Here is an 18,529-nt window from a genome sequence, read left to right as displayed (position 1 = left end):
GCCTCACGGGTTACGCATGCAAGAGACCTCTCTAAGCGATCTGGAAGTTGCCGAAGAAATGGCCGACGCGGCGCGTGCGGCCATTCTTCCGTATTTCCGGCAAACTAATCTGGACACCACGAACAAATTGGATGATGGGTTTGACCCCGTCACTATAGCCGACCGAAACGCCGAAAAGGCGATGCGCGCGGTTCTGGCGCGCTATCGGCCCGAAGATGGCATTTTCGGCGAAGAGTTTGGTCGCGAAGAAGGCTCCAGCGGACGAACTTGGGTTCTGGACCCCATCGACGGTACCCGCGGTTTTATCAGCGGTACTCCGACTTGGGGGGTTCTGATTGCTCTCAGCACAACTGACGGCCCGATTATGGGGGTGATCGACCAACCCTATATCGGCGAACGGTTTGTGGGTTCGGCGGATATCGCGCAGGTCACCGGCCCATCCGGAACGGCACCGTTGAAGACACGCTCGACATCCGCCTTGGATCAGGCGGTTGTTTTTACGACCTTCCCAGAGGTTGGCACACCTGAGGACCGCGCAGGGTTCGAAGCGGTGGCCCGGCAAGCAAAGCTGACCCGTTATGGCATGGATTGTTATGCCTATGCGTTGGTGGCGGCGGGGCAGGTTGATCTGGTGATCGAATCCAGCCTGAACGCCTATGATATTCAGGCCCCCATTGCAGTGATAGAGGCTGCTGGTGGGGTTGTGACCGACTGGCGGGGCGGTCCGGCCCATAATGGCGGGCGGGCTCTGGCGGCGGCGAATCCCGAATTGCACGCGGTCGCACTGGAAATCCTGCGCAACTACTGAAACTGGTTGCCGCAATTTGGCCGGTCGGGTAGGTTCTACGCGGCTGGTTCTTATGCCCGTTTTCCGCCAGCCTTTGCACTTCTTGCATGAGACGGGCTGTTGCAGGAGGGCGAATTGACCGAAATCCTTATCAAAAATGCAGATACCATTCTGACGATGGATGACGCGCGGCAAGAGTTGTCAGGCGCAGACATTCTGATCGTGGGGGGGCAGATCGCGCAGATCGGCCACAACTTGCAAACCGACGGTGAGATCCACGATGCTGCGGGTTGTGTTGTGACGCCCGGGCTGGTGAATACCCATCACCATCTGTACCAAACCCTGACGCGGGCTGTGCCGGGCGGGCAGGATGCATTGCTGTTCGGATGGTTGCAGACACTCTATCCGATCTGGTCCCGTTTCGGGCCTGAAGAGATGTTTGTGTCGGCTCAGATCGGTCTGGCTGAATTGGCTCTGTCGGGCTGTACGCTCAGCTCTGACCACCTGTACCTTTACCCCAACGGCGCGCGCCTAGAGGATACGATCGCTGCCGCCGCCGAAATTGGTTTGCGGTTTCATCCGACTCGTGGAGCGATGAGTATCGGGGAAGGCGACGGCGGGTTGCCGCCAGATGCATTGGTCGAGGTCGAATCCGATATCCTCGACGACATGATCCGCGTGGTTGACGCGTTTCATGATCCATCCGATGGCGCGATGTGCCGGGTAGGGTTGGCACCTTGCTCCCCGTTTTCCGTCAGCAGGGACCTGATGCGCGACACCGCAATCCTTGCGCGCGACAAAGGTGTGATGCTGCACACTCATCTGGCGGAAAATGATGAGGATATAGCGTATTCGCAGGCGCAGTTCGGGTGCCGCCCTGGTCAATATGCCGAAGATCTGGGTTGGACCGGATCAGACGTCTGGCACGCGCATTGCGTGAAACTGGACGGGGCCGAGATTGACCTGTTCGCCAGAACCCAAACGGGCGTGGCGCATTGCCCGTGCTCGAACTGCCGCTTGGGGTCCGGTATCGCACCGGTTCGAACCATGCGTGATCACGGGGTTCCGGTGGGTCTGGGCGCCGACGGTTCGGCCAGTAACGATAACGGCAGTCTGATCCTCGAGGCCCGACAGGCCATGCTGCTGCAGCGCGTTGCCAATGGCGCGGATGCGATGTCGTCACGCGAAGCGTTGGAAATCGCGACACGCGGCGGGGCAGACGTGCTGAACCGCCCTGATTGTGGTCGGCTAGAGCCCGGCAAGCGCGCTGATATCGCCATATGGGACACGCGCGGTATCGAAAGTGCAGGCAGCTGGGACCCGGCCGCATTGCTGTTGGCCGGACCGATGAAGGTGAAACACTTGTTTGTTGAAGGCCGCCAGATCGTGCGCGACGGGCATGTCACGACGTTGGACCTGCCGCGCGTGATCGAACGGCAGACCCAATTGGCCCGCGCTTTGCAGGCCTAGGAAGACACGCGGCGACCGGCGATCCAAACCTCAGCAATCGCCCGGTCGTCGCCCATCATGATCGTAGGAAAGATCGCCTCCCACAGATCATCGGCGCAAGCTTCACGCTGGGCAATTGCGGGGGTTGAAGCGAGGTCAAGAACGACCAGATCAGCCTCCATCCCCGGTGCGACATTGCCGATGCAATCATCCATCCGCAGCGTACGGGCCGAGCCAACCGTGCCCAGCCACAGCAGTTGTGCCGCGTGCAGCGGCGAGCCGCGCAGTTGCCCGATTTCATAGGCCGAGGCCATCGTGTGCAGCATTGAAAAGCTCGACCCGCCGCCAGTATCTGTTGCCAGACCAACCCGGTGCCCTTCGCGCATCAGTCCGTCCATGTCGAACAAGCCGGATCCGATAAAGGTGTTCGAGGTCGGGCAGTGGATTAGCGAGGCATCAACCTCGCGTAGCCGGTCGCGCTCGCGCGATTCCAGGTGGATAACGTGGCCGTATACGCCATGCGAGCCCAGCAGCCCGAACTTTTCATAGGTATCCAAATAGTCCCGCGCATCAGGGAAAAGCTCACGAACCCATGAGATTTCGTCTGTCTGCTCGCTCAGGTGTGTTTGCATCAGGCAATGCGGGTGTTCGGCCCACAGTGCGCCCATCGCCTCAAGCTGCTCGGGCGTGGATGTGGGCGAGAACCGTGGTGTGATGGCGTAAGATATCCGGTCGACACCGTGCCATTTCTCAAGCAGCGCCTGCGATTGATCATAGGCCGTCTGCGGGGTATCCCGCAGCCCTTCGGGCGCGTTGCGATCCATGCAGGTTTTGCCTGCCACCACACGCTGCCGGCGTTGCTGGGCGGCTGTGAAGAATGCGTCGACGCTTTCGGGGTGGATGGTGCAGAAACTGCACATTGTCGTGGTACCGTGCGACGCCGTCAGATCCAAATAACGGTTGGCGATCTCGGCTGCATAGTCGGGATTCCCGAACTTCATTTCCTCGGGGAAAGTATATGTGTTCAGCCAGTCGATCAGGCGCTTGCCCCAGCTGGCGATCATCGCGGTCTGTGGGTAATGGACATGCGCATCCACAAAGCCAGCCATGATCACGTGTTGACCGTGGTTTACAACTTCGGCATCGCGGTTCGCGGATATCAAGCTGTCGGCCTCGCCGACTGCAGATATGCAGCCGTCTTCGATCAGGACCGCTTCGCTGATTGTCACAGCCTCTGTCGGCTCACCTTTGAATGGTGATCCGTTGAAGCTCAGGACACGCCCTTTCAGCAGCGTTTTTTGCGCCATTTCCGTTCATCTCCGCCTGTATGGGACTGCGAAACAGCATAGTGGGGCGAAACTTGTCGGTAAATCGGCGCATTGTCATTGTTTTCCGGTAGCTGCTTCTTCTAATTAGGGGTCAATGCGCGAACCAACCGGGGGCAGACATGACGACAGGCTATGATGAACCCGTAATCGATTCCGCAAGCGACGATGACGCCTATGCGCTGGATCGCCGGATGGTTGCCGCGATCCTGTATGCGGTTGATGTGGAAGATCGCGACAAGCTGATCGAGCTTATGGAGCCGCTGCACCCTGCGGACATTGCTGACCTCCTTGAACAGATTAATCCCTATGACCGTGGGCGTTTGATCCGTCTTTACGACAAGGAATTTGACGGCGATATCTTATCCGAACTGGATGAGTCCGTCCGCGAAGAGGTTATCAGTGTCCTGCGCCCCGACGTTCTGGCCGACGCCGTGCGGGAAATGGATAGCGATGACGTCGTCGACCTGCTGGAAGACCTTGAAGAGCCGCAGCAAGAAGCCATCCTGGACGCGCTGGAAGATTCAGAGCGGATCGCCGCTGAACAGGCGCTGTCCTATCCGGAGAACTCAGCCGGTCGCCTCATGCAGCGCGAGGTGGTTATGTCGCCCGAGCATTGGACCGTGGGGCAGACCATCGATTTCATGCGCGCCAATGATGACTTGCCGGAACAGTTCTATCACGTTGTTCTGGTTGATCCGCGGCTCAAACCGGTGGCACAGGTCACGCTGGGCAAGCTGATGGCAACCCGGCGCGAAGTGCCGTTGCACGACATCGCCGAAGAGGAATTTCACACCATCCCCGTCGATCAGGACGAAGAGGATGTGGCCTACGCCTTTAACCAGTACCACCTGATTTCCGCCCCGGTGGTTGATGCCGATGGGCGTTTGGTCGGCGTGATTACCATTGATGACGCCATGGTTGTTCTGGACGAAGAATACGAAGAGGACATGTTACGCCTTGCCGGTGTCAGCGACGAAAGCTCGCTGTCCGACAGTGTCGCCGCAACCAGTAGGCGGCGCTTGCCGTGGCTGGCTGTCAACCTGTGTACCGCAATATGCGCGTCACTGGTCATCTCGCAGTTCGAGGCGGCGATCAATCAGTTAGTGGCACTGGCAATCCTGATGCCAATCGTTGCCTCGATGGGGGGTAATGCCGGGACACAGTCGCTGACGGTTGCAGTGCGGGCGCTTGCAACGCGCGACCTGACCGGATCGAACGTGGCGCGCGTTATCCGGCGAGAATTGCTTGTGGGAGTGCTCAATGGTCTGTGCTTCGCGACCGTTTTGGGGACTGTCGGCATGATGTGGTTCGATTCACCCTTGCTGGGTGTCGTGATCGGCTCGGCCTTGGTCGTGAATATGGCGATCGCAGGCTTCGCAGGTACGGTAGTACCGGTTGTGCTGGATCGTCTGGGCATTGACCCGGCGCTGGCGTCAGGGACTTTCGTGACCACCACAACGGATGTCATGGGGTTCTTCATCTTTCTTGGGCTTGCCAGCGTGGTGCTTCTGTGACCGATCTGACTGAAATCAAGGCCGTCGCCCGTAAGGCGGCATTTGCGCGCCGGAAGGTTGCATTCGATGCGCGTTTGCCGGGTGCAGCCGGACGTTTGTCCGAAGTGCTTGCGGGGCATCGCGGCGTCCCGATGTCGGGGTACATGCCGATCCGCACCGAAATTGATCCTTTGCCTGCTATGGCCGAGGCCGCGGCTTATGGTCCGGTCGGTGTGCCAGTCATTCAGGCCGCCGGACAGGCGTTGCGGTTTTCGCGCTGGACGCCCGAGGGCGTGTTGAAAGACGGCCCGTTCGGCGCCAAGGTTCCCGAGATTGACGATTATTTTGACCCCGAGATTCTGGTTGTGCCGCTGGTTGCTTTTGACGCGCAAGGCGGAAGACTGGGATATGGCGGTGGCTTTTATGACCGCACGCTAGAGGGATTGCGCGCCAAGCGCCCCACACTGGCCATCGGCTTTGCCTTTGACGCACAAGAGGCCGAGGGGCTGCCGTTGGAACCCACGGATCAGACGTTGGATATGGTCATCACTGAAAGCCGAGTACTGACGTTCTCGGCCTGACCGCCTTAGGTCGGGCTGTTTTCGCGAAAGTACTCCCACGCGTCCACTTCTGTGCCATCGGGCAGGATGCAGATACCGATCTGGCCGCCTTCGCCATCTCGGATTTCGTAACGATTGCCGCTTTCAACGCAAAAGGTTGCTGCCGGGTTCGCCAGCTGGGTGGACGAGTCGTTTGAAGCAGGTTGGTCGCAAGCTGAAAGCGCGGTCAAACTGGCGGCGGTCAGAAGGGCAAGGCGCATGGGAAATCTCCTGCATAATGTGCTTTGGCGGTTTATTCTGCCAGCTTAACCACTTGTGCTTGAGAGATACCACACTTAGGACAGTTCGAATGAGGATACTTTTTCTGGGTGACGTGATGGGCCGCGCCGGACGCGCGGCCATTCAGCAACATTTGCCGCGTCTGCGCGACGAATGGCGGTTGGATTTTGTCGTGGTCAATGGCGAGAACGCATCAAACGGGATGGGTCTGACCGGGGATCACGCCAAGCTGCTGCTGGATGCCGGGGCCGATTGCCTGACACTGGGCGATCACGCGTTCGACCAGAAAGACATGTTGCAATTCATCGAAAGTGAACCCCGTATCGTGCGCCCGGTGAACTTTGCCAAGGGCGCGCCGGGCAGGGGCCACCGGTTGTACACCGCGCCGGGCGGGCGCAAGGTTCTGGTTGTTCAGGTGTTGGGGCAAGTCTTCATGAAACGCCCCTTTGATGATCCGTTCTCTGCTATTGAACCAATCCTGAAGTCGCACCCGCGTGGCGGGCAAGCGCAGGCGATCATCGTCGATATGCATTGTGAAGCGACTTCCGAAAAGATGGCCATGGGCCACTATTGCGACAAACGCGCCAGCCTTGTTGTGGGCACGCATACGCATGTGCCAACCGCGGACGCGCAAATCCTGCCGGGTGGCACGGCATATCTGACGGATGCGGGCATGTGCGGCGATTATGACTCGGTCATCGGCATGGACAAGCTGGAACCGATGCGCCGGTTTATCACTGGCATGCCCAAGGCCCGGTTCACGCCGGCTAATGGCGAGGCCACGCTAAGTGGCGTGTTCGTTGAAACCGACGACCGGGACGGTCAGGCGAAATCTGTTCAAATGGTGCGCGTTGGCGGGCGGCTACAGCAAGCTGGCCCACAGTAAGGGCACGTCAGGCTTGCTCTGTCGCGCGCAATACGTGAAACTGCCTGACGGGCGCGTAAACCAGGCCAGGGTTCGGACAGAAAACCAAGAATGCAATTCCTTCAACTGACAGAAATGGGAAGCGCGATACTGGCGCTGTTGGTCGTTGCAGGCATGTTCATCATGTTCCTGCGCGAATCCTATCCGACTGAAGTGGTCGCAATTGGTGGCGTGGCCGTGATGCTGGTGACGGGCATTCTGCCTTATCAAAGCGCACTTGCCGTTCTGTCAAACCCGGCCCCTTGGACGATTGCCGCGATGTTCATCATCATGGGAGCATTGGTGCGTACCGGAGCACTGGACGCATTCACATCGACCGCGCAAAAACAGGCACAGGTAAGTCCCAAGGTCGCAATCGCGACGCTGATGGCCTTTGTTGTCTTTGCCTCGGCGGTGGTTTCAAACACGCCTGTCGTGGTCGTCATGATCCCCGTATTTGTTCAGATCGCGCGGACGCTGAATGTGTCGGCCTCGAAACTGCTGATCCCGCTTAGTTATGCGGCCATTCTGGGTGGTACGCTGACCCTGATCGGGACCTCGACCAACCTGTTGGTTGATGGTGTAGCGCGGTCCCAGGGGATGGCCCCGTTTACGATCTTCGAGGTCACGCCGCTGGGCATTGCGCTGGTCATTTACGGTATGTTCTACTTGCGGTTTGTCGCGCCGCGCCTGCTGCCGGAACGGGACAGCATGGCGACAATGCTTAGCGATCGGTCGAAGATGAAGTTCTTTACCGAGGCTGTCATTCCTCCCGACAGCAACCTGATCGGGCGTGAGGTGACGGGCGTGCAGCTGTTCAAACGTCCTGGCGTGCGCCTGATCGACGTCGTGCGCGGCGACGAGTCGTTGCGGCGCAACCTCAAGGGCGTCGCTTTGAAAGTTGGCGACCGTGTAGTTCTTCGGACTGAGATGACGGAACTGCTGAGCCTGCAATCTAATAGAGAACTCAAGCGTGTCGATCAGGTCTCGGCGGTTGAGACGAAAACGGTCGAGGTGCTGATCACTCCGGGTTGCCGCATGGTGGGGCGGACGTTGGGCGCGATGCGTTTACGCCGCCGTTATGGCGTCTATGTGCTGGCGGTGCATCGAAGAAACCAGAATATTGGGCGGCAATTGGATAATCTGGTCGTGCGGGTCGGTGACACGCTGCTACTGGAGGGATCACCAGCAGATATCCGGAAACTGGCGGCCGATATGGATATGGTCGATGTGACCCAACCTTCGGCCCGCGCATTCCGCCGCAGCCACGCACCGATTGCCATCGGGGCGCTGAGCGGGATCGTTGTGCTGGCCGCGCTGGGCGTTGCGCCCATCCTGCTGCTGTCGATCCTGGCTGTTGCGGTAGTTTTGATTACGCGCTGCATCGACGCGGATGAGGCGTTTTCCTTTGTCGAAGGAAGATTGCTGGCCCTCATCTTCTCAATGCTGGCCATAGGCGCGGCCTTGGATAAATCCGGTGCAGTTTCCTTAATTGTCGAAGCCGTGGCGCCGGGTCTTGGTGCCCTGCCACCATTCCTGATCATCTGGGCGGTCTATTTGCTGACTTCTGTGCTGACAGAGCTAGTGTCGAATAACGCCGTGGCAGTTGTGGTGACGCCGATTGCCATCGGTTTGGCGCAGGCCGTGGGCGTTGATCCGCGTCCTCTGGTGGTGGCGGTCATGGTGGCAGCCTCGGCTTCATTTGCGACGCCGATCGGATATCAGACCAACATGATGGTTTACGGCCCCGGTGGGTACAGGTTCACAGATTTTCTGAAGGTTGGCGTGCCGCTGAATCTGACCGTGGGTTTGCTGGCTTCGCTGTTGATCCCTCTGATCTGGCCGCTTTGAGTTTGGCACGGAACCGCTGGTTTTCCGGCGAAGTCCTTGTAAAATCAAAACCTCATACAATGTTTTGAATAAGTGATTTTGCGAAAAGGAGCACGCCAATGCTCAAGACCGGATATACTGCGCTTACGGTTGCGGCCACATCAGTCCTGCTGAGCGGCGCGGCCATCGGCGGAACGATCGAAGGCACTGCAGCATATCGCGAGCGTATCGCCGTACCTCCGGATGCGACGCTTTACGTGCAATTGCAAGACGTCTCGCGCGCGGACGCACCGTCGGTGACCCTGTCGGCAAAGCGCTATGCGCTGACCGGAGTGCCAGCACAATTCGAGCTGAGCTATGACGACGCCCTTATTCAAGAGGGGATGCGCTATGTGGTGCGTGGTTCGATCTTTCAGGGCGACAAGCTGTTGTTCACAACCGATACCGCCTACCCTGTTCTGACGAATGGGGCCGGGAACACGACCGATCTGATGCTGGTCAAAGTACAACCGCCCGGTGCTGCCGTACTGGAGAACACCAACTGGACTGCAACCGGCCTAAATGGAGCAGCACTTGAGACCGAAAGGCGCCCCGCGCTTTCATTCGCCAATGATGGCGCGTTCTCAGGCAGCGGTGGATGTAACCGGTTTTCCGGCCAAGCCGAGATTGCGGGAAACAATATTGAATTCCCCGACAACATGGCTGCCACCCTGATGGCCTGTCCGCCCCCACTGGATGAAGTTGAGCGGCAATTTTTCAAAGCCCTACAAGGGGTGACAGCATATGCGTTCAAAGGCGATACGCTGGTGTTGCTGGACAGTGCTGGGCAATCCGTCGTTCAGTTTGCCCGGGAACAGTAGGGTTTGAAGGGGCCGTCACGCGACGGCCCTTGACCGTCCTGCATTGCGGCCGGAGAAAATGCAGCCGCCTAGGAATGAACCTTCGAGCGCGTTGTAGCCGTGATAGCCACCGCCACCGAAACCCGCGACCTCTCCGGCTGCGAACAGGCCAGGAACGACCTGACCGTCTGCGCCGACCATCTGACTGTCCAGATTGGTCTGAAGCCCACCCAGCGTTTTGCGCGTCAGCACGTGCAGTTTCACCGCGATCAGCGGGCCATTGGCCGGATCAAGGAACTTGTGCGGCTTGGCGGTTCGGATCAGTCTGTCTCCACGGTAGTTGCGCGCGGCCAGAATGGCGGCCATCTGCGCATCCTTGGTGAACGGGTTGTCGATCTGGGAATCCCGCGCCTCGATCTGGGCGCGTAGATGCGCCTCATCGATCAGCCCTCCGCCCAGATGGTTCATGCCGTTAACAAGCTCGGTCAAGGTATTGGCGACGATGAAGTCTTCGCCGTGTTCCTTGAACGCCTCGACCGGAGCGGTGGCCTTGGACCCGGTCAGAATGCGTTGGAACAGAACCTCTTTCCAACCACCGTCCGTCATGTCGGGGTTCTGTTCAGACCCGGACAGGGCGAACTCTTTTTTGATTACCTTCTGGGTCAGGACGAACCAGCTGTATTCATGGCCGGTTTTCAGGATTTCCTTTAGCGTCCCCAATGTATCAAAACCCGGCAGGCACGGCGGTTTCAACCGGTTGCCTTCGGCGTCGAACCACATTGAGCTTGGGCCGGGCAGAATGCGAATACCGTGTGATGGCCAGATCGGATTCCAGTTACGCACGCCTTCGGTGTAATGCCACATCCGGTCGCCGTTGATCACATGGCCGCCGGCCTTTTCGCTGATGCCGATCATGCGGCCATCAACGTGGAATGGCACGCCTGCGACCATGTCCTGTGGTGGCTCGCCCAGACGGTCGCGTGGCCAGCTTTTGCGCACCATTTCAAAATTCCCGCCGATGCCACCTGACGTGACGATGACGGCCGGGGCGTAAAATTCGAACTCGCCGACCTCATCACGGTTAGTCTTGGCGCCGTGGGGTGCGGTGTCGTCTGCCAGAACTTCGCCCGAGACGCCTTTGGCCGCGCTGTTCTGCATGATGATGTGGCTGACCTGATGGCGGAATTTCAGCTCGATCAATCCGTTGCTGACATGTTCGCGTACGCGGCGTTTAAAATGCTCCAGAACACCTGGGCCGGTGCCCCAAGTGATATGAAAGCGGGGCACAGAATTGCCGTGACCATCCGCATATGATCCACCGCGTTCGGCCCAGCCGACTATCGGAAACCAGCGCAGGCCCATGTCATGCAGCCAAGGGCGCATTTCGCCGGCGGCAAATTCAACATAGGCCTCGGCCCATTTCCTGGGCCATGCGTCCTCGTCACGATCGAACTGCGCGCTGCCCATCCAGTCTCGCAAGGCAAGGTCGTAGCTGTCCTTGATGCCCATGCGCCGCTGTTCCGGCGTGTCGACCATGAATAGGCCGCCGAGACTCCAAAACGCCTGACCACCTAGGAAATGCGCGGGCTCCTGGTCGACCACGATCACCTTCTTGCCACGGTCGCCCAGTTCGGCAGCTGCGGCCAACCCGGCAAGCCCGGCCCCCACGACGATGGCATCAGCAGTATTGTTGGTCATGTCACGTCCTTTCAGCGACTGCGGAACCAAAGGATGAAGGGCAGGGCCACAACATACATCGTGATTCCGTATACCGCAGACGGCAGGGCCAGCGGGCTGAACCCGCTTTCCGTCCCGGTGATCAGTGCGGCCAGTGTAATCCCAAGTGTCGAGTTTTGTATGCCGGTTTCGATGGAAACAGTCTTGCTTTCGTTCCACGACAGCTTTGCGGCACGTGCCAGCCCCAACCCGATCAGCAAAAGCGCGACGTTCAACGTAATCAACCCAGCGCCCATGACGCCGAGGTTGTCGACAAACAGCTGCCAGTTTCCAGCCAGAGCAGCCATAACGATCAGCACGAATAATACGGTCGCAAGCTTGGACAGCCCGGGCTCGATCCGCTTTGCAAAATCTGTTGCAAAGCTGCGAAGTGTGACGCCAAGCGCCACGGGTAGCGTGGTGATCAGGAACATGGCGATTGCAAACCCTGAGATGGACACCTCGGGTGCCGCATCGCCCATGAAATAGTTCACTGACCAGGCGGCAAGAAAGGGCACGGTAACCATCGAAAGCAGGCTGATGACGGCTGTCAAACTGACCGAAAGGGCGACATCACCTTTGGCCAGTTTCGACAAAATGTTGCTGGTCACACCGCCGGGGCAAAAACTGAGGATCATGAAGCCGACCGCGATCTCGGGCGGTAAGGCGAACACTATGACCGTGATGAAGGCTGCGACCGGCAGCAGCACAATCTGACACAACGCACCGATGGCGAAAGGATAGCGCCGGCTGAGTACGCGGCGGAAATCAGCTACCTCAAGCCCAACGCCCAGAGACAGCATGATAATGGCCAGCGACAGCGGCAGGCCGACATTAATTAGAAGATCCAAGAACAACTCCTCCCAAAGCCGTTCGGGTCACCCTAAGCGAGCGGTCGTGGATCAGGCAATAACGCCGTTGGGTCACCCATAGCGTTGGGCAAATCTGCGGAGGATTTCGGCCGGTTGCGTGACGTCCGCTGCGTGACAAATGTCGATCAGGCGCTGGGCGTCTTCGGGCGGAAAATAGCCGTGGTTCTTGTAGATATTGATGCGCTGCTCAAAATCGCGCGCGTCCGCCTCGGGGTGGAATTGCGTGGCATAAACATTCTGCCCCCAGCGGATCATCTGGAACGGGCAGGGGTCCGACGCCAGCAGGTGGATGCACCCGCTCGGCAGCGCCTGCACGGCCTCTTTGTGGCCGACGAAGGCGTCGAATGTTCCGGTCAGCCCTGCCGTTAGCGGGTCTTGCGCTCCGTCTGCAGTCAGGTGGCAGGTCGAAGGTCCGACAGGTTCACCGTATTTCTCTTTGCTGACGTCACCGCCAAGATGGGCGACCAGAATGCCCAGCCCATAGCAACAGCCCATAAAGGGATGATCTTGTGCGATGATCTGCGGCATCAATCCCATGATGACGCCTTCAATGCGCGCGTCGGCTTCGGATTTGGTTGCGGGGTCGTCACTGACGCATCCCGGTCCACCACCAACAATCACCCCAGCATAGTCAGTGACATTCAAATCGTCGGGCAAAGCCTCACAATCCAATCGGATGCGATGGGTCTGATCGGGAGTCAGCCCCGTTTTGTCCAGGATCGAGGTATATTCGGCATCCGAAGCATCGGTTTCCGGGCGCAGTTGCAGGATCAGAAATCGTTTCATGAAAGGCCTTTATCCGTCACAGTGGCCAGAATACAAGGATGGCGGGAATGGAAACGGCGATGATCAGGATTTCCAGCGGCAACCCCATGCGCCAATAATCACCAAACTGATACCCTCCGGGCCCCAGCACCAGCGTATTGTTCTTATGCCCGATCGGCGTCAGGAACGCGGCTGACGCAGCAACGGCAACCGTCATCAGGAACGGGTCGGGTGAAACCTCAAGCGTGCGGGCCATCTGGATGCCGACCGGAGCCGCAACAATGGCGGTAGCCGTATTGTTCAGCACGTCTGACAGGGTCATTGTGACCACCATCAACACGGTCAGAATGGCCCAGGCCGGCAGCCCGTCGGTCAATTGAATCAAAGCATTCGCAATCAGTTCTGTACCGCCGGAAGTCTCCAATGCGCTGCCTAGCGGGATCATTGAACCCAGCAGAACGACAACGGGCCACTCGATATGATTGTAGATATCGGCAATCGGCATGATCTTGGTCAGAACATAGGCGACAACGACCAACCCCAAAGCGATGGGCAGGTAGATCAGCCCGACACTGGCCGCCAGAACAGCTGCACCAAACAAGCCAATGGCAAGCCACGCTTTTTCGTTGGCGGTGACGTTCAGACCGCGTTCAGCAAGTGGCAAACAACCCAGCCATTCGGTCACATCGGCACTGCGGTCACGTGGGCACAGCAGCAACAGAATATCGCCCGCTTCAATCTGAGTTTTGCGGACCTGTTCGGTTATGCGGCGGCCCTGACGTGAAATCCCCATCAAAACGGTGCTTTGACGCCAAGCCAATCCTAGGCCCTGCGCGGTGCGACCGGTGACGCGTGCGTTCAACGGCACAACAACCTCAATCACCTCAAGACCGTCCCCTTCGGCGGTCAGCAATTCCTGACGGCGGGTATCCGAGAAATCGAGGTTCAGCGCGGTGCGAAATTCGTCTAGCGCCTCGGGGCGGGCCTCCAGCACCAAAGCGTCGCCCGGTTTGATTGTAGCATGGGCCGACCGGCCATAGCGCCGTTTTCCATCTCGAATAAGGCCGATGATGGCCACGTCGGATTTCTCGGCGGCCTCATAAAGTTCGCTGACACGTTTTCCGATTTGCGGCGACTCTGGCGGGACCGTCAGTTCCGCGATGTATTCGGCAAGGGTTTCCGAGGCCTCTTCCTGTGTTCCGCGATTGGGAATCAACCGCCATCCGACCAGCGCGACAAATGCTAGCCCGGCAATCGCGGCCAATCCACCAACGGGGGCGAAATCGAACATTCGGAACGGTTCACCCAAGGTCTCAGCCCGGATCGATGCGATGATGATGTTTGGGGGCGTTCCAATCAACGTGGCCATGCCGCCCAGAATAGTGGCAAAACTCAGCGGCATCAGGGTCAGGCCGACCGGTCGCCCCGCCTTGCGCGCGGTTTGGATATCGACCGGCATCAGCAGTGCCAGCGCAGCCACGTTGTTCATAAAGGCTGACAGAACAGCGCCAATCCCGCCCATCAGTGCGATGTGCGCGCCAAGCCCGCGCGAGGCATCGACCAGTGTGCGGGTGATCAGGAAAACAGCGCCGGAGCGCACCAACCCGGCCGAGACAACCAATACCAAAGCGACGATGATCGTGGCGGGGTGTCCGAACCCGGCAAAGGCGTCATCGACCGGCACAACACCCAGCGTAACTCCGATCAATAGCGCGGTGAAGGCCACAAGGTCGTATCGAAACTTCCCCCAAAGCAGCATTCCAAACACAGTGGCGAAAAGGGAAAAAAGAATAATCTGGTCTGTCGTCATGCGGCCACCATACCCTTCGCGGCGACTGTCGCAAGCCGCTCTCTTGATCCTTGGCCCCGCAAACGTCTATATGAGCGCCGAATACGCAATCACGATGACGAGGACGCAACATGGCAGGCCATTCCAAATGGGCCAACATCCAGCACCGCAAGGGGCGTCAGGACGCCGCGCGGTCCAAACTGTTTTCCAAACTGTCGAAAGAGATCACCGTCGCTGCCAAGATGGGCGACCCCGATCCTGAAAAAAACCCACGGCTGCGTTTGGCCGTGAAAGAAGCCAAGTCACAGTCGGTTCCAAAAGATGTCATCGACCGCGCGATCAAGAAATCGACGGCGGGCGAAGGCGATGAATACGAAGAGATCCGGTATGAGGGCTATGGCCCGAACGGTGTGGCGGTGATCGTCGAGACGATGACCGACAACCGCAATCGCACAGCGTCGACCGTGCGTTCGACCTTTTCCAAGAACGGCGGCAACCTGGGCGAAACCGGTTCAGTTGGCTTCATGTTCGAACGCAAGGGCGAAGTGGTTTATCCGGGTTCCGTCGGCGACGCGGACACCGTGTTCGAAGCCGCAATCGAAGCCGGCGCTGAAGATGTCGAAAGCTCGGAAGAAGGGCATATCATCTGGTGTGCCGATACCGACCTGAACGAAGTGTCGAGCGCCCTTGAAGCTGCGCTGGGGGAAACCGATTCCACCAAGCTGATCTGGAAGCCTACGACGACAACCGAGTTGGGTCTGGAAGACATGCAAAAGCTGATGAAGCTGGTCGATGCGCTGGAGGACGACGATGACGTTCAACGCGTGACGACGAATTTCGAAGCCACGGACGAAGTCATGGCTCAGCTCTGATCCGCATTGCAAGAAAAGCACGAAAAACCCGGTCTTTGGCCGGGTTTTCATTTTTGACACAGGGGGTTCTTGGCCGGTTGCGTGGAACTGAGTACCATGGATTGATCAAACCCAAGTGGCGCGCCCTTTTGCGAGCCGAGGAACCCAAGCGCGCATATGACTGACAAGTCACTGGACACATCGAAAAGAAACGTTCCGGTCCTGGCTGGGCAAAGCATTCTGTCTCAGGTGGCGTGGACCCTAGGCAGCCCATCCGTGGTCTTGCCATTTCTGGCCGTGTCGCTTGAGCTTCCGATGTACATAGCCGGCGCGCTGGTGTCGGTGCGGATGGTTGGCAGCATGATCTCGGATGTTTTCCTCGCGTATCCCATCGCAGCGCGTGACCGCAAGAAACGTGCAATCGCGATGACTGAGGTCGCAATCGGTGCCTGCCTGATTTTGGCTTTGTTGGTGGCCTCAACAGGTGTCGTTCCGGTCATAGGTGTGGCTTTTGTCGCGGCATTTTTCATGATCGGTTTGATCGAAGAAATTCAGTCGCTGATGTATACCGATCTGCTGGGCGATCAGGTGCGCTCCAAATCGCGGATGATCATGCATTATCTGCAGCTGGGGGTGGGTGGATTGGGCGCAATCGGATTGGCGTTGCTGGTTCACGAGATCACCAAAGAAAACCCACCGTTTTCGCGCCATTCCGCAGTCATCGCCGTTTCGGTAACATTCTTTGTCCTATCCGGCCTGTCGATTCTAATGATGTCCGAAACCGCCGGTCCCACCCAGGAACAGGGCGCGCAACGGGTCAAGAAGCGAAAGTTCCTGGATAACTTCACCGATATCGCCGCAATGTTCGATCAGCACTGGTTCCGCCGTTACATGATCATGCGCATGCCGCTTGTTGTCGTATCCCTGTCCGTACCGTTCTTTGCGCTGATCGCAGCCGAAGCGCACCACGATTCGGCCAGAGGGCTGACGGCGATGATCGTGTCGTCGGCGTCGGGGTATCTTGTATCTGCCCCACTGTGGCAATTGGTGAACATGAAATCGCATCGCGCCGTGATGGTCACCGGGAACCTGATGGTGGCGCTGACGGGCGGTGCGCTTTTGTCCGTGCACTTTCTGGGCATGGATCACGACGTTCACTTGCACGCCATTGCCTTGTTCGTTGTCACTGTTGCGGTGACAGGGATCAGCAGCGCCCGCAAGCTGTACTTCCTGGACGTTGCCCCAAAAGATCAGAGGGTCAAAGGTGCCGCAGCGATCAAGAGCATTTGCCGGATCTCCGGTGTATTGCTCTCGGCCGCGTTGGCAGGCGTTGCGCATTTGCACGAGGTCGCCTGGGCAATCGCCTTCATCGTCGCCACAAGCGTTTTCGCGGCGATCGCCTGTTACCGTGTGGTTGTACCCAGCGAGAAAAAAGCGGTTCAGCCCTAGTCTGCCGTGTCAGCAGGAAGCAGGGCACCATTGGCGGCGCGTTTGACTGCGTCAGTCAGCGGGGCCAACGCCGTGGATAGCACGCGACCCACCTGCCAGGTCAGCCCTACGTCAAGCCGCGCGCCCGGTACCAAAGGGCATAACCGGCCATCTTCCAGCGCTGGGCGCGCAAGACTTTCCGGATTCATTCCCCAACCAATCCCCGCAATGGCCGCTTCTACAAACCCCTGAGAGGACGGCAGGAAATGCGAAGGGGGTGATAGCCGTTGACCTGTCTGCCGGGTAATCCAGGCTTTTTGCAGCCCATCCTTGCGGTTGAATGTCAAACAGGTGGCGCGGGACAACGTCTCGACATTTACACCGTCCGCGAACCATTTGCGTATGAAATCGGGGCTGGCCGTGGGGATGTACCGCAGGGCGCCAAGGGCGACGGCGTCGCTGCCTGGGACTGTATCACCTCCGACCGTTATGGCGGCGCTGACCTCTCCGCGCCTCAGCCATTCCGCCGAATGATCCTGATCGTCAACGACCAGATCGAACAGCAGGCCGTCAACCTGAGACATGACATTGATGAACCACGTCGCCAGGACGTCGGCTGGCACGGCGACGCGCACGCGCGCGGGGCCGTTGGTTTGATCAAGTGTCAGTTCGCGGGCCAGATGCGTCTCAAGTAACCCGATGTCCTCGGCGTGTTGAGCGATGCGCAAACCCATCGGAGTGCCCGTGCAGGGCGTTCCCCGATTGATCAGTGTTGCGCCGACAAGGTCTTCCAGCGCCTTGATCCGCTGTGAAACCGCGGAAGGCGTAACCGCAAGTTCTGAGGCGGCCGCGTCAAAGCTGCCATGACGCAGGATGGCAGACAGCGCGGACAGATGGTTTGGATCCAGTAGCATTAGCCAGACTTAATTCAGGTCAGTTTCTTTAATTTGATAGATGCTTGGTAAGCAGGTAGTCAACGCCTCAGACTATCGGAGGTTTCATGTCCACATCCTTGATTGCAGGCTTTGTGCTTGGCTTCAGCCTGATCCTCGCCATTGGCGCGCAAAACGCCTTTGTCCTGCGCCAGGGGTTGCGGCGCGAGCATGTGTTCCCACTGTGCCTGACTTGCGCGGTGTCTGATGCCATTCTCATAGCCGCGGGCGTTGCGGGTTTCGGAACATTGGCGCACGCGTTGCCCTGGTTCGAGACCGTCATGCGGTATGGCGGGGCGATCTTCCTGATATGGTACGGTTTGCGCAGCCTGGGTTCGGCATGGCGCGGCGGAGCGGTGATGGAGATCGGCGAGGGGAAGCGCGTCAGCCTGAAATCTGTTTTGCTGACTGTTCTTGCGTTCACATGGCTGAACCCGCATGTCTATCTGGATACAGTTGTGCTGATCGGGTCAATCTCGGCGCAGTATGATGATCGGCTGGCCTTTGCGCTTGGGGCAATGACGTCCAGCTTTGTGTTCTTCTTTTCGCTGGGCTACGGGGCAGGGGCGCTGTCGCCGATATTTGCAAGACCACGGGCGTGGCAGTTGCTGGATTTAATAATCGGCGTGGTCATGCTGGCAATTGCTGCAAAGCTCGTATTGATGTGACGGGTTGCCTCTGCCAAGTATTCGGTGTTCAACCGTTAA

Annotated in this window: 17 protein-coding genes; 10 read left to right on the top strand and 7 right to left on the bottom strand. The window is 58.6% G+C overall.

Going from position 1 to position 18,529, the window contains the following annotated elements; genetic code table 11:
• Positions 1-16 precede the first annotated feature (16 nt).
• Positions 17-808 (top strand): histidinol-phosphatase, encoded by a 792-nt coding sequence (hisN, locus tag AC2FIO_RS04875; protein WP_496696033.1) that lies wholly within the window; start codon positions 17-19, stop codon positions 806-808.
• Positions 809-922: 114 nt separating this feature from the next.
• Positions 923-2,257, top strand: coding sequence for an 8-oxoguanine deaminase (locus tag AC2FIO_RS04870; protein WP_496696031.1), 1,335 nt, complete (start codon positions 923-925; stop codon positions 2,255-2,257).
• On the opposite strand, the gene guaD is transcribed toward AC2FIO_RS04870, so the two are convergent.
• Positions 2,254-3,543, bottom strand: coding sequence for a guanine deaminase (gene guaD / locus AC2FIO_RS04865; RefSeq protein ID WP_496696029.1), 1,290 nt, complete (start codon positions 3,541-3,543; stop codon positions 2,254-2,256). The genes AC2FIO_RS04870 and guaD overlap by 4 nt on opposite strands.
• Before the next feature lie 140 nt (positions 3,544-3,683).
• Here guaD and mgtE point away from each other — a divergent pair, with 140 nt between their 5' ends.
• Both mgtE and AC2FIO_RS04855 read left to right on the top strand, forming a co-directional pair.
• Positions 3,684-5,078, top strand: a complete 1,395-nt coding sequence (gene mgtE / locus AC2FIO_RS04860; protein ID WP_496696027.1) for a magnesium transporter — start codon at positions 3,684-3,686, stop codon at positions 5,076-5,078.
• Positions 5,075-5,638 (top strand): 5-formyltetrahydrofolate cyclo-ligase, encoded by a 564-nt coding sequence (locus AC2FIO_RS04855; RefSeq protein WP_472723206.1) that lies wholly within the window; start codon positions 5,075-5,077, stop codon positions 5,636-5,638. The genes mgtE and AC2FIO_RS04855 overlap by 4 nt, the downstream gene beginning before the upstream one ends.
• Positions 5,639-5,643: 5 nt before the next feature.
• On the opposite strand, the gene AC2FIO_RS04850 is transcribed toward AC2FIO_RS04855, so the two are convergent.
• Entirely contained in the window at positions 5,644-5,877 is a 234-nt protein-coding gene (locus tag AC2FIO_RS04850; RefSeq protein WP_058275635.1) for a putative hemolysin, read from the bottom strand.
• A gap of 89 nt (positions 5,878-5,966) precedes the next feature.
• Here AC2FIO_RS04850 and AC2FIO_RS04845 point away from each other — a divergent pair, with 89 nt between their 5' ends.
• The 3 genes from AC2FIO_RS04845 (at position 5,967) to AC2FIO_RS04835 (ending at position 9,490) form a co-directional block, all read left to right on the top strand.
• Positions 5,967-6,782: a TIGR00282 family metallophosphoesterase gene (locus AC2FIO_RS04845; RefSeq protein WP_496696024.1), complete on the top strand. Its 816-nt coding sequence runs from the start codon at positions 5,967-5,969 to the stop codon at positions 6,780-6,782.
• Between the two features lie 90 nt (positions 6,783-6,872).
• Entirely contained in the window at positions 6,873-8,651 is a 1,779-nt protein-coding gene (locus AC2FIO_RS04840) for an SLC13 family permease (protein WP_496696022.1), read from the top strand.
• A gap of 98 nt (positions 8,652-8,749) precedes the next feature.
• A complete protein-coding gene (locus tag AC2FIO_RS04835) occupies positions 8,750-9,490 on the top strand; it encodes a YbaY family lipoprotein (RefSeq protein WP_496696020.1) in 741 nt (246 codons plus the stop codon).
• 15 nt (positions 9,491-9,505) lie between these two features.
• On the opposite strand, the gene AC2FIO_RS04830 is transcribed toward AC2FIO_RS04835, so the two are convergent.
• The 4 genes from AC2FIO_RS04830 to AC2FIO_RS04815 all read right to left on the bottom strand — a co-directional run bounded on the left by AC2FIO_RS04830 (position 9,506) and on the right by AC2FIO_RS04815 (position 14,632).
• A complete protein-coding gene (locus AC2FIO_RS04830; RefSeq protein WP_496696018.1) occupies positions 9,506-11,167 on the bottom strand; it encodes an FAD-binding dehydrogenase in 1,662 nt (553 codons plus the stop codon).
• An 11-nt stretch (positions 11,168-11,178) separates the two neighbouring features.
• Positions 11,179-12,036 carry a bile acid:sodium symporter family protein gene (locus AC2FIO_RS04825; protein ID WP_496696017.1) on the bottom strand — a complete coding sequence of 286 codons (858 nt, stop codon included), beginning with the start codon at positions 12,034-12,036 and terminating at the stop codon, positions 11,179-11,181.
• A gap of 72 nt (positions 12,037-12,108) precedes the next feature.
• Positions 12,109-12,843 (bottom strand): glutamine amidotransferase, encoded by a 735-nt coding sequence (locus AC2FIO_RS04820; protein ID WP_496696015.1) that lies wholly within the window; start codon positions 12,841-12,843, stop codon positions 12,109-12,111.
• A 16-nt stretch (positions 12,844-12,859) separates the two neighbouring features.
• Complete coding sequence (locus AC2FIO_RS04815) at positions 12,860-14,632, bottom strand: SLC13 family permease (RefSeq protein ID WP_496696013.1); 1,773 nt, start codon at positions 14,630-14,632, stop codon at positions 12,860-12,862.
• 110 nt (positions 14,633-14,742) lie between these two features.
• On the opposite strand from AC2FIO_RS04815, the gene AC2FIO_RS04810 reads away from it, so the two are divergent.
• Both AC2FIO_RS04810 and AC2FIO_RS04805 read left to right on the top strand, forming a co-directional pair.
• Complete coding sequence (locus tag AC2FIO_RS04810; protein WP_058275643.1) at positions 14,743-15,483, top strand: YebC/PmpR family DNA-binding transcriptional regulator; 741 nt, start codon at positions 14,743-14,745, stop codon at positions 15,481-15,483.
• Positions 15,484-15,639: 156 nt separating this feature from the next.
• Positions 15,640-16,911: an MFS transporter gene (locus AC2FIO_RS04805; protein ID WP_496696011.1), complete on the top strand. Its 1,272-nt coding sequence runs from the start codon at positions 15,640-15,642 to the stop codon at positions 16,909-16,911.
• Here the strand turns inward: AC2FIO_RS04805 and AC2FIO_RS04800 are convergent.
• Complete coding sequence (locus AC2FIO_RS04800) at positions 16,908-17,804, bottom strand: LysR family transcriptional regulator ArgP (RefSeq protein ID WP_496696009.1); 897 nt, start codon at positions 17,802-17,804, stop codon at positions 16,908-16,910. The two genes, AC2FIO_RS04805 and AC2FIO_RS04800, sit on opposite strands and share 4 nt — an antisense overlap.
• Before the next feature lie 86 nt (positions 17,805-17,890).
• On the opposite strand from AC2FIO_RS04800, the gene AC2FIO_RS04795 reads away from it, so the two are divergent.
• Positions 17,891-18,490 carry a LysE/ArgO family amino acid transporter gene (locus AC2FIO_RS04795; protein ID WP_496696007.1) on the top strand — a complete coding sequence of 200 codons (600 nt, stop codon included), beginning with the start codon at positions 17,891-17,893 and terminating at the stop codon, positions 18,488-18,490.
• Positions 18,491-18,529: the final 39 nt, after the last annotated feature.

The organism is Ruegeria sp. CDSB086, from assembly GCF_059611065.1.
This window is presented reverse-complemented; position numbering and strand designations above follow the sequence as displayed.

What these genes read in the sequence shown, in the direction of transcription:
- AC2FIO_RS04795 (WP_496696007.1), top strand. Translation starts at nt 17,891, where the DNA reads ATGTCCACATCCTTGATTGCAGGCTTTGTGCTTGGCTTCAGCCTGATC.
- AC2FIO_RS04815 (WP_496696013.1), bottom strand. Translation starts at nt 14,632, where the DNA reads ATGACGACAGACCAGATTATTCTTTTTTCCCTTTTCGCCACTGTGTTT.
- AC2FIO_RS04820 (WP_496696015.1), bottom strand. Translation starts at nt 12,843, where the DNA reads ATGAAACGATTTCTGATCCTGCAACTGCGCCCGGAAACCGATGCTTCG.
- guaD (WP_496696029.1), bottom strand. Translation starts at nt 3,543, where the DNA reads ATGGCGCAAAAAACGCTGCTGAAAGGGCGTGTCCTGAGCTTCAACGGA.
- AC2FIO_RS04810 (WP_058275643.1), top strand. Translation starts at nt 14,743, where the DNA reads ATGGCAGGCCATTCCAAATGGGCCAACATCCAGCACCGCAAGGGGCGT.
- AC2FIO_RS04800 (WP_496696009.1), bottom strand. Translation starts at nt 17,804, where the DNA reads ATGCTACTGGATCCAAACCATCTGTCCGCGCTGTCTGCCATCCTGCGT.
- hisN (WP_496696033.1), top strand. Translation starts at nt 17, where the DNA reads ATGCAAGAGACCTCTCTAAGCGATCTGGAAGTTGCCGAAGAAATGGCC.
- AC2FIO_RS04850 (WP_058275635.1), bottom strand. Translation starts at nt 5,877, where the DNA reads ATGCGCCTTGCCCTTCTGACCGCCGCCAGTTTGACCGCGCTTTCAGCT.
- AC2FIO_RS04845 (WP_496696024.1), top strand. Translation starts at nt 5,967, where the DNA reads ATGAGGATACTTTTTCTGGGTGACGTGATGGGCCGCGCCGGACGCGCG.
- AC2FIO_RS04805 (WP_496696011.1), top strand. Translation starts at nt 15,640, where the DNA reads ATGACTGACAAGTCACTGGACACATCGAAAAGAAACGTTCCGGTCCTG.
- AC2FIO_RS04840 (WP_496696022.1), top strand. Translation starts at nt 6,873, where the DNA reads ATGCAATTCCTTCAACTGACAGAAATGGGAAGCGCGATACTGGCGCTG.
- mgtE (WP_496696027.1), top strand. Translation starts at nt 3,684, where the DNA reads ATGACGACAGGCTATGATGAACCCGTAATCGATTCCGCAAGCGACGAT.
- AC2FIO_RS04830 (WP_496696018.1), bottom strand. Translation starts at nt 11,167, where the DNA reads ATGACCAACAATACTGCTGATGCCATCGTCGTGGGGGCCGGGCTTGCC.
- AC2FIO_RS04835 (WP_496696020.1), top strand. Translation starts at nt 8,750, where the DNA reads ATGCTCAAGACCGGATATACTGCGCTTACGGTTGCGGCCACATCAGTC.